At 74.4% G+C, this 10,049-nt stretch carries 8 protein-coding genes; 3 read left to right on the top strand and 5 right to left on the bottom strand.

From position 1 onward, the window contains the following. Positions 1-303: 303 nt before the first annotated feature. The 5 genes from ACFWI8_RS35565 to ACFWI8_RS35545 all read right to left on the bottom strand — a co-directional run bounded on the left by ACFWI8_RS35565 (position 304) and on the right by ACFWI8_RS35545 (position 5,636). On the bottom strand, positions 304-1,995 hold the full coding sequence (locus ACFWI8_RS35565) for a uroporphyrinogen-III synthase (protein ID WP_387100191.1): 1,692 nt from the start codon (positions 1,993-1,995) through the stop codon (positions 304-306). Next, the gene (gene hemC / locus ACFWI8_RS35560) at positions 1,992-2,969 is read right to left on the bottom strand and encodes a hydroxymethylbilane synthase (protein ID WP_387100189.1); all 978 of its coding nucleotides are present in this window, start codon (positions 2,967-2,969) and stop codon (positions 1,992-1,994) included. The genes ACFWI8_RS35565 and hemC overlap by 4 nt, the downstream gene beginning before the upstream one ends. Beyond that, positions 2,966-4,345 carry a glutamyl-tRNA reductase gene (locus ACFWI8_RS35555; RefSeq protein ID WP_387100187.1) on the bottom strand — a complete coding sequence of 460 codons (1,380 nt, stop codon included), beginning with the start codon at positions 4,343-4,345 and terminating at the stop codon, positions 2,966-2,968. The genes hemC and ACFWI8_RS35555 overlap by 4 nt, the downstream gene beginning before the upstream one ends. Next, entirely contained in the window at positions 4,342-5,118 is a 777-nt protein-coding gene (locus tag ACFWI8_RS35550) for a redox-sensing transcriptional repressor Rex (RefSeq protein ID WP_387100185.1), read from the bottom strand. The genes ACFWI8_RS35555 and ACFWI8_RS35550 overlap by 4 nt, the downstream gene beginning before the upstream one ends. 236 nt (positions 5,119-5,354) lie before the next feature. Beyond that, positions 5,355-5,636 carry a glutaredoxin family protein gene (locus ACFWI8_RS35545; protein ID WP_311604830.1) on the bottom strand — a complete coding sequence of 94 codons (282 nt, stop codon included), beginning with the start codon at positions 5,634-5,636 and terminating at the stop codon, positions 5,355-5,357. A gap of 395 nt (positions 5,637-6,031) precedes the next feature. On the opposite strand from ACFWI8_RS35545, the gene ACFWI8_RS35540 reads away from it, so the two are divergent. The 3 genes from ACFWI8_RS35540 to ACFWI8_RS35530 all read left to right on the top strand — a co-directional run bounded on the left by ACFWI8_RS35540 (position 6,032) and on the right by ACFWI8_RS35530 (position 9,527). Next, positions 6,032-6,982, top strand: a complete 951-nt coding sequence (locus ACFWI8_RS35540) for an HAD family hydrolase (protein WP_387100182.1) — start codon at positions 6,032-6,034, stop codon at positions 6,980-6,982. 334 nt (positions 6,983-7,316) lie between these two features. After that, entirely contained in the window at positions 7,317-8,117 is an 801-nt protein-coding gene (locus ACFWI8_RS35535) for an ECF subfamily RNA polymerase sigma factor, BldN family (protein ID WP_387100180.1), read from the top strand. Between the two features lie 183 nt (positions 8,118-8,300). Next, positions 8,301-9,527, top strand: a complete 1,227-nt coding sequence (locus ACFWI8_RS35530) for a DUF5667 domain-containing protein (protein ID WP_387100177.1) — start codon at positions 8,301-8,303, stop codon at positions 9,525-9,527. The last annotated feature ends 522 nt before the right edge of the window (positions 9,528-10,049 follow it).

Here is a 10,049-nt window from a genome sequence, read left to right as displayed (position 1 = left end):
CGGGGCCACCCGCGCGAAGCGCGAACAGGCCCCGCAGGGGCCCGCGCTCCGCGCGGATTGCCCCCACCCACCCGCCCTTCTCACGCGCTCCGCGCGAGCGGAGCGGCGAAGCCGCCCGCGCGCCGGCCGGCGCGAAAGCACCAGCGGCAGCACCCGCGCGAAGCGCGAACAAGCCCCGCAGGGACCCCGCGCGAAGCGCGAAGAGGGGCGGGCGGGTGGGGGAAACCCCAGCCCGCGCCGAGCGAAACGAACGGGCCGGTGGGCGGTTGCGGTCCCTTCGAGCCGCTCCGCCCGGCAGGGCGGTTACGCCCGGCGACGCCGCTGAGGTCGCTTCTCGCTCGGCCGCTTCAACGCCTCGCCCGCCTCGATCGCCGCCGCGCGACGCGCGGCCCCGTACTCGGCCAGCGCCTCGGCCAGCGCCAGCACGGACGGCTCGGGCGCCATGACGTCCACCCGCAGTCCGTGCTCCTCCGCGGTGCGGGCCGTGGCCGGGCCGATGCAGGCGATCACCGTCACGTTGTGCGGCTTGCCCGCGATGCCCACCAGGTTCCGCACCGTGCTCGACGACGTGAACAGCACCGCGTCGAAGCCGCCGCCCTTGATGGCCTCCCGGGTCTCCGCCGGCGGCGGCGACGCCCGCACGGTCCGGTAGGCCGTGACGTCGTCCACCTCCCAGCCGAGCTCCACGAGGCCCGCGACCAGCGTCTCGGTGGCGATGTCGGCGCGCGGCAGGAAGACGCGGTCGATCGGGTCGAAGACCGGGTCGTACGGCGGCCAGTCCTCAAGCAGCCCCGCCGCCGACTGCTCGCCGCTCGGCACCAGGTCGGGCCGTACGCCGAACTCCTGCAGCACCCGCGCCGTCTGCTCGCCGACCGCCGCGACCTTGATGCCCGCGAAGGCCCGCGCGTCCAGGCCGTACTCCTCGAACTTCTCGCGGATCGCCTTGACCGCGTTGACCGAGGTGAAGGCGATCCACTCGTACCGCCCGGTCACCAGGCCCTTGACCGCGCGGTCCATCTGCTGCGGGGTGCGCGGCGGCTCGACCGCGATCGTCGGCACCTCGCTCGGCACCGCGCCGTACGAGCGCAGCTGCTCGGAGAGCGAGGCCGCCTGCTCCTTGGTGCGTGGCACAAGCACCTTCCAGCCGAACAGCGGCTTGGACTCGAACCAGGCGAGCTGGTCGCGCTGCGCCGGCGCGCTGCGCTCGCCGACCACGGCTATCGCCGGACGGTCGCCCTCGGCCGAGGGCAGCACCTTAGCGGACTTCAGCGTGCGCTCGACGGTGCCGAGCGTCGCCGTCCACGTGCGCTGGCGGGTCGTGGTGCCGGCGACGGTGACCGACAGCGGGGTGTCCGGCTTGCGGCCGGCCGCGATCAGCCGGCCCGCCGTGACGGCCACGGCCTCCAGCGTGGTGGAGACCACGACGGTGGCGTCGCTCGCGCCGACCTCGGTCCAGCATCTGTCGTCGGCGGTCGGCCCGTCGACGAAGCGGACGTCGCCGCCCTCCGGGTCGCGCAGCGGCACCCCGGCGTAGGCGGCCACGCCGACGCCGTGCGCGATGCCGGGCACCACCTCGAACGTGATGCCCTCGGCGGCCAGCGCGAGCATGTCGGCGGTGGCGTCGGCGTCCATGCCGGGGTCGCCGGCGACCGCACGCACCACCCGCTTGCCGCCGCGCGCGGCCCGCATGACAAGATCAGCGGCATCGACGGTCCCGGCCGCCGCGCCGCCGGCAGCGGGGTCCGCGCCCGTGGCCTGCAGCGGGGCGTCCGTTCCCGCCCGGACATGGGCGCGCACCACCTCGTACGCCTCGGGGTCGGCGATCAGCACATCGGCCTGGGCCAGCGCGTCGACGGCCCGCAGAGTGAGCAGACCCGGGTCTCCGGGTCCGGCACCGAGGAAGGTGACGTGTCCGAAACCAGCGCTGTGGGCGACGGCGGTGGGCGACGTCCTGACCCGCTTGGCTTGTGCGGTGCGTGCGGTAATGGGGCTCAATGTGCTCGCTCCCCCATCAGACCGGCCGCGCCCTTGGCGAGCATCTCGTCGGCGAGCTCGCGGCCTGTGGCCGCGGCCTCCTCGACAGAAGCCGGTACGGGACCGGTGGTGGACAGCTGCACCAGCGTCGAGCCGTCGGTGGTGCCGACGACGCCGCGCAGGCGCATTTCGGTGATGGACTGCCCGGCCGCCTCGGCGAGCAGGTCTGCGTACGCACCGACGGGTGCGCTGCAACCGGCTTCCAGGGTGGCGAGCAGGGTGCGCTCGGCGGTCACGGCGACCCGGGTGTGCGGGTCGTCGAGCCCGGCGAGCTCGGCGGCGAGGGCCGTGTTGGACGCGGCACACTCGATCGCCAGTGCCCCCTGGCCGGGGGCGGGTAGGACGATGTCGGGCGCGAGGAATTCGGTGATCTCCGTCTCCCGACCGATGCGGTACAGTCCGGCGGCGGCGAGCACGACCGCGTCGAGCTCGCCGGAGCGCACGTACCCGATGCGGGTGTCGACATTCCCCCGGATCGGGACCGTTTCGATTTCGCAACCCAGGGATCGCGCCCAGGCGTGCAGCTGGGCCATCCGGCGCGGCGAGCCGGTGCCGATCCTGGCCCTGCCGGCCGCCACCGCGAGCCGCTCGAAGTCGAGCCCCTCGCGGGCCACCAGCGTGTCCCTGGGGTCCGCGCGCGTCGGCACGGCCGCCAGGGTCAGCTCCGCCGGCTGGATCGTCGGCAGGTCCTTGAGCGAGTGGACGGCGAAGTCGATCTCGTCGCGGAGCAGGGCGTCCCTGAGCGCCGAGACGAAGACGCCGGTGCCGCCGATCGAGGCCAGGCTCTCCCGGGAGACGTCGCCGTAGGTGGTGATCTCGACCAGTTCCACGGGCCGTCCCGTGAGCCGGGTGACAAGATCGGCGACGCCCCGTGACTGGGACATGGCGAGCAGACTGCGCCGCGTGCCGAGCCTGAGGGCTCGCTGTGCGTTCATGACCGCTCCTTCTGATCAAGCTGTTGCGGCTCGAGCGGCGTGCCGAGGTCGAACAGCTGGCGCAGTGCCGCCGCGTAGTAGGCGCCGTCCGGCTCGGCGGCGAGCTCCTTGACCCGCACGGTCGGCGCGTGCAGCAGCTTGTCGACGACGCGCCGCACGGTCCTGCCGATCTCCGCGCGCTCGCGCTCGCCCAGGTCCGGCAGCCGCCCCTCCAGGCGGGCCAGCTCGCCCGCGACCACCTCGGAGGCCATGGCGCGCAGCGCGACCACGGTCGGGGTGGTGTGGGCGGCGCGCCGGGCGGCGCCGAGCGCCGCGACCTCCTCGGCGACGATGCCGCGCACCGCGTCCACGTCGGCGGCCATCGGCGCGTCGACCGAGGCGGCGGCGAGCGACTCGATGTCGACCAGCCGCACGCCCTCGACGTCGTGCACGGCGGCGTCGACGTCCCGCGGCATGGCCAGGTCGAGCACGGTGAGCTCGGGGGCCGCGCCGCCGCCGGCGCGGCGGGCGCGCTCGCGCACGGCCCCGGCGACCGCCTCCGCGGTCAGCACCAGGCCCGTGGCGCCCGTACAGGACACGACGACGTCGGCGAGCGCGAGCTCAGCGGCGATGGAGATGGCGTTGATCGGCACGGCGCGGGCACGCGTCCCGTCCTCCGCCGAGAGCCCCGCGGCGAGCCGCTCCGCACGCTCCAGCGTCCGGTTGGCGATCACCAGTTCGGCCACACCGGCGCGGGCGAGGGTCGTCGCGGCGAGCGAGGACATCGACCCCGCCCCGATCACCAGGGCACGCCTGCCGCGCACCCAGTCGACGCCGGCCCGTCCGCCGTTCAGCTGTTCGAGGCCGAACGTGACCAGCGACTGGCCCGCCCGGTCGATGTTGGTCTCGCTGTGCGCGCGCTTCCCGACCCGCAGCGCCTGCTGGAACAGCTCGTTCAGCAGCCGGCCGGCCGTGTGCTCCTCCTGCGCCAGCGCCAGCGCCGACTTGATCTGCCCGAGGATCTGGCCCTCGCCCACCACCATCGAGTCGAGCCCGCAGGCCACGCTCAGCAGGTGCTCGGCGGCCCGGTCCTCGTGGTGCGTGTAGAGGTAGGGCTCGAGCTCGGCCTGGCTCATCCCGGTGTGCCGGCTGAGCAGCGCCCTGAGCTCGGCGACCCCGGCGTGGAATCGTTCCGCCACGGCGTAGAGCTCGATGCGGTTGCAGGTCGCGAGCAGCGCGGCCTCCAGCGCCGGCGGGCGCCCCGCGCCGCCGCCCGTGGCCGCGGCGCCGGCGGCGTCGCGCAGCAGCTTGCCGCGCGCGTCGGGCGCGGGCGCGGCCGCCTCGAGCACGCTCACCGGGGCACTGCGGTGACTGAGACCGATCACCAGCAGAGTCATGCGGGCATCACCGCCGGGATGTCGCCCTCCGGACCGTCCTCGGCCCGCCCGGCGCGGCGCTCGACCGCCGCCGGCACGCGCGGCGTGCCGTTGCGGCCGGCCGCCAGCTCGTCGGCGGCCTTGCGCTGCTCGTGGAAGGCGAGGATCTGCAGCTCGATCGACAGGTCGACCTTGCGCACGTCGACGCCCTCGGGCACGGACAGCACGGTGGGCGCGAAGTTCAGGATCGAGGTGACGCCGGCGGCCACCAGGCGGTCGCACACCTGCTGCGCGGCGCCGCCCGGGGTGGTGATGACGCCGATGGAGACGCCGTTGGCCTGGATGATCTGCTCCAGGTCGTCCACGTGGGAGACGCCCATGCCGGCCACCTGCCGCCCGGTCATCGCGGGGTCGGCGTCGATCAGCGCCGCCACCCGGAAGCCACGGGAGGCGAACCCGCCGTAGTTGGCGAGCGCGGCCCCGAGGTTACCGATGCCGACGATGACGACCGGCCAGTCCTGGGTGAGCCCGAGCTCGCGGGAGATCTGGTAGACGAGATACTCGACGTCGTACCCGACGCCACGGGTGCCGTAGCTGCCGAGGTACGAGAAGTCCTTGCGGAGCTTCGCCGAGTTCACCCCGGCGGCGGTCGCCAGCTCCTCGGACGAGACCGTCGGCACCGAGCGCTCGGAGAGCGCGGTCAGCGCCCGCAGGTACAACGGAAGCCGGGCGACCGTCGCCTCGGGGATTCCTCGGCTACGGGTCGCCGGTCGGTGGTTTCGGCCAGTTGCCACGGTGCTCCTGCCGGTCGGGCCAAGCGGAGGGCGGGCGCGCGAGGCGCACACATGTACGCCGGTACGGCTCCGTCCGGCCCAGGCTATGCCTTTGTGAACGCGTGCACAAAGATGGTGTCCGTTTTGCCCGGCCAAAGTGACCGGTGCCACATACGCCAACGAGGACACCCGGTCACACTCCTCACGTATGCGCCCGCCGGGGGAGAAAACGACCCCGTATGGTAATCCAAACCGGGTCAAGCCCCCAAGGCCCGGCGCAGCCGCTCCGGGTTCACGCGCCAGAAGTCGTGCTGCTCACCGTCGACGAGCACCACCGGGATCTGCTCCCAGTACAGGCGGTACAGCTCCTCGTCCCGGGTGATGTCCTTCTCCTCCCAGGCCACCCCGGCCTCCCCACAGACCCCGGCGACCACCTCCCGCGCGGCGTCACACAGGTGACACCCCGGCTTCCCGACCAACGTCACCAGCCGCGCGCCGCCCCCACGCCGCGCCCGAAACAGCGGACTCATGCCCCCCATTCTGCCGCGCCTCGGCGCGGCGGCGCCTCGGCGCGGCGCGCGGCCAAGCCGCCGACGCCGGCCCGGGGCCCGGACGCTCCGCGGGTGCGCGGGACGCACGCCGGTCCGGGCCGGCGGGCCCCACGCGCTGGGCGCGTGCACAGTTCGGACACGGCGGTCCGGGCCGGCGACACGGCCAGCCCGAACCAACTCGAACGCGGAGCCCCGCCGCCGCGCAGCCGCGCGCAGCGCGAGGCACGGCACCGCACGGGGGCTGTGGCGGACGATCCCACCGCCTTCCACCACCTCGCGGCACGCGACCGGCATCCGCGCTCCCGCGCGCAGCGCGGCCCGCCGCCCGCACGCGGCGCCAGCCGCAGCCCGCGTTCGAACCAACGGCCGGTATTCTCAACGGCATGGCACGGCCCCGCCTCACGCGCCCGTTCTCGGCCGCCTCACGCCCCCGCTGGCTCACCCCCCGCAGGCGGCCCACCACCGACCGCACCCGGCTCGCCGGAGCCGCCTCCGCCGAGGCCGCGCGGCAGGCGGCCAGCCTCGAATCCCCCGCCGAGGAGCCCGAGTTCCCCGTCCCCGGCGACGTCAGGGCCGCCGCGTTCTTCGACCTCGACAACACCGTGATGCAGGGCGCGGCCATCTTCCACCTGGGCCGGGGCCTCTACAAGCGGAAGTTCTTCCGCAAGCGCGAGCTGGCCAGGTTCGCCTGGCAGCAGGCGTACTTCCGGCTGGCCGGCGCCGAGAACGCCGGCCACATGCAGGACGCGCGGGAGAGCGCGCTCTCCATTGTCCGGGGTCACCGCGTCGACGAACTCACCGCCATCGGCGAGGAGATCTACGACGAGTACATGGCCGACCGCATCTGGCCCGGCACCCGGGCCCTCGCCCAGGCGCACCTGGACGCCGGCCAGCGCGTCTGGCTGGTGACGGCCGCGCCGGTCGAGACGGCGACCATCATCGCCCGCCGCCTCGGCCTGACGGGCGCCCTCGGCACCGTCGCGGAGTCGGTCGACGGCGTCTACACGGGCCGCCTCGTCGGGGAGCCGCTGCACGGCCCGGCCAAGGCGGAGGCCGTCCGCGCGCTGGCCGCCGCCGAGGGCCTCGACCTCGAACGCTGCGCCGCCTACAGCGACTCGGCCAACGACATCCCGCTGCTCTCGCTCGTCGGCTACCCGTACGCGATCAACCCGGACAGCAAGCTCCGCGCCCACGCCCGCGCGATGGGCTGGCGGCGCCGCGACTACCGGACGGGCCGCAAGGCCGTCCGCGTCGGCGTGCCGGCCGCCGCCGGCGCCGGCGCCGTGGCCGGCGGCGCGGCCGCCGCGCTGGCGCTGCACCGCCGCCGCCGCTGAACACCCGCTCCAACACGGCCCGCGCGGGCAACCTCGATTCCTTACCCAACCCCAGGCGCGGCCAGACCTCCACGCCCCCATCGGTCGAACTCGGTCACCGAGATGGCAAATCCGATCATGCGGCGATCATGAAGACCATGGCGTTTGCGTGGCGCACCATACACAACGTGTAACTCATCAAACCGAATCGGCGATTTTCGCAACTACGCGTAGCACCGTCAGCACGAAGCGTTATTCTCCTCAGACGCAATCCGGTCCTCACCCGTTCCCCGCCAGTTGACGGGTGACGGGCCGACCACTGCACGTGTTTGGAAGCTCTGCCTCTGGGAGTCCCGTGTACCCACACGTCGGGGTTGACGCCTCGGGCCTGGCTACGCTGCGCACCACGGTCGTCGACCGGCTGCGCGCCCTCGTCCCCACCGCGTACGCCGTGCCCACCCTCGCCACACCCGCCCCCGCCACCCCCGCCGGTCCGGCCTACGCCCTCGCCGACGGCGCCACCGGCGCCACCGGCACCGCCACCATGGGCAGACGCGCCCGCCCGGGCGCCGCCGGAGCCTCCACCGCGCGCGACACGGCCCCCAGCGACAGCCGCCGCATGATGGACCTCGTCGAGCGCGCCCAGGCCGGCGAGGCCGAGGCCTTCGGCTGCCTCTACGACCACTACTCCGACACCGTCTACCGGTACATCTACTACCGGGTCGGCGGCCGGGCCACCGCCGAGGACCTGACCAGCGAGACCTTCCTGCGCGCGCTCCGCCGGATCGGCACCTTCACCTGGCAGGGCCGCGACTTCGGCGCGTGGCTCGTCACCATCGCGCGCAACCTGGTCGCCGATCACTTCAAGTCCAGCCGCTTCCGTCTCGAGGTCACCACCGGGGAGATGCTGGACGCCAACGAGGTCGAGCGGAGCCCCGAGGACTCGGTGCTCGAGTCCCTGGCCAACTCCGCGCTGCTCGAAGCCGTCCGCAAGCTCAACCCCCAGCAACAGGAATGCGTCACGCTGCGGTTTCTCCAGGGCCTCTCCGTGGCCGAGACCGCCCGGGTGATGGGGAAGAACGAGGGAGCCATCAAAACCCTGCAATACCGGGCCGTTCGCACCCTGGCGAGACTGCTGCCGGACGACGCGCGTTAACCCTCGCGTGTCACCTCCGCTCGTAAACAGAGCGTGATCAACCTCACCCGATCGGTCACATAATCTGCCAGCCGTAACCCGAGTGCCCGTCCGCTCGTTGTCGCCAATTGGACAAGCAGTGCACTCGCTCCACACGGTCGGTAGCGAGTCGCGTCGATCCTGTGACGAGAGGAGGTGCAGCCCGTGATCGGATCCGTGTCGGCCAACCGCCGGGCCAACGCCTTCGCCCAGCTCCTCGACGAGACCGGGCTCGAGCAGCCCAGGCTCGACAGCGGGCCGGCGGCGGCGGACCAGCCGGCGGACGGGCCGGAGCAGGCCGCCTTGCTGTCCCTGGTGGACAGGCTGGCCGCCCTGCCCCGCCCGGAGCTCCGCGCCGGTACCAAGGCGGAGCAGCGCGCCATGCTCATCGCCGCGCTGGAGCGCGGCGGCGAGGCCACGGCGGGCCCCGCCGAGCGGCTGCCGGGCCCCCGCCGGGCCCGCCCGGGCCGCGGCTCCCACCGGGCGGTGCCGGTGCCCAGGCTGAGCGCCCTGCGCCCGAGGTCACGCCTCACCAAGGGCCTCGCCGCCGGCGGCCTCACCATGGGCGTGGCGGCGGGCGCCTTCGGCGGCGTCGCCGCCGCGAGCACCGACGCGCTCCCCGGCGACACCCTCTACGGCCTCAAGCGCGGCATGGAGGACCTCCGCCTCGACTTCACCGACGGGGACGCCGACCGCGGCCGCGTCTACCTCGACCACGCCGCCACCCGGCTCAACGAGGCCCGCCGCCTGCTCGAGCGGCAGCGCGCCGGCGCGCTCGACGACGACGACCTCGGCGCCATCCACCGCGCGCTCACCAACATGCGCGACGACGCGGCCGAGGGCCACCGGCTGCTCTCCCAGGCCTACGAGAACGGCGGCTCCATCGACCCGATGGCCTCCCTCTCGACCTTCTCCGCCACCCACCGCGACGCCTGGTCCGACCTCCGCCTGCGCCTCCCTGCCCAGCTGCGCGGCGTCGGCACCGAGGTCAACGACGTCTTCGAGGCCATGGAGGACGACATCGCGCCGCTGCGCTCCGTCCTCCCCCGCGAGCCACGCGACACGGCCTCCGCCGGCCACGACCCGTCCGCCGCCCACCAGCCGTCCACCACCGCGGAGTCCCCCACCGGCGACCACCGGCAGGAGCCCGCCGCCCCCGACGACCACCGCCCCGCCCCGTCCGGCACCCCCAAGCAGGAAACGCCCGAGGAGAGCCACGGCCTGCTCGACGTCCCCTCCCTGCCCGGCACCGACGACCTCCTCCCCGGCTCCGCCGACGACCGGACCTCCGAGTCCCCCACCGACCCCCCGTCCCTCGGCACGCCCGACGTCACCATCCCGCCCCTCGTCGAGGACCTGCTCCCGAGCCTCGGCCTCGACGTCAACGAGTAACCCCTGGCGGGGTCGACGCCTCGAAGGCACCTCCGCCACCCCGAACGGGGGCCGGGGTTCGGCTGCGCCGGCTTTTCTCCCACCCACCCGCCCTTCTCCGCGCTCCACGCGGCAAGGAAGGCGATTGGTCCAGCCCTGCGCTTCGCGCGAGATGAGGGCGGCTTCGCCGCCGCCCACTGCGCCACGGCCAGGGGTCAGCGCTGCTGCGCCGAGGCGGCTTCGCCGCAGGGCGCAGCGGCCAGGCCGCGACCAGCCGACCGCCCCGGCCGTCTCCTGGCCGCGGCCGCGCGGCCGCCGGCACTCCGTGCGGGCCAGGCGGCCTCGCCGCAGGGGGCCGGCAATCAGCCGACCACCCGGCCCGGCCACTCCCGGCCAAGGCCGCGCGGCGAGGAGGCTTCGCCGCAGGGCCACGGCCGGAGCCGTCCTCGCCAGCACCGGTGTTTGTCCCCACCCACCCACCCTGCTCGCGCTCCGCGCGCCGAGGAGGACCGCAGCGCCTGGCGGCCTGCGGCCCGGTGGGTT

It is taken from the genome of Streptomyces sp. NPDC127098 (assembly GCF_042722465.1).
Lineage (GTDB): Bacteria > Actinomycetota > Actinomycetes > Streptomycetales > Streptomycetaceae > Streptomyces > Streptomyces millisiae.
The sequence above is the reverse complement of the archived record's forward strand: the minus strand, read 5'-3'. Positions and strand labels throughout refer to the sequence as shown.

Coding starts and splice junctions, on each gene's coding strand:
- hemC (WP_387100189.1), bottom strand. CDS start 2,969: ATGAACGCACAGCGAGCCCTCAGGCTCGGCACGCGGCGCAGTCTGCTC.
- ACFWI8_RS35555 (WP_387100187.1), bottom strand. CDS start 4,345: ATGACTCTGCTGGTGATCGGTCTCAGTCACCGCAGTGCCCCGGTGAGC.
- ACFWI8_RS35545 (WP_311604830.1), bottom strand. CDS start 5,636: ATGGGGGGCATGAGTCCGCTGTTTCGGGCGCGGCGTGGGGGCGGCGCG.
- ACFWI8_RS35540 (WP_387100182.1), top strand. CDS start 6,032: ATGGCACGGCCCCGCCTCACGCGCCCGTTCTCGGCCGCCTCACGCCCC.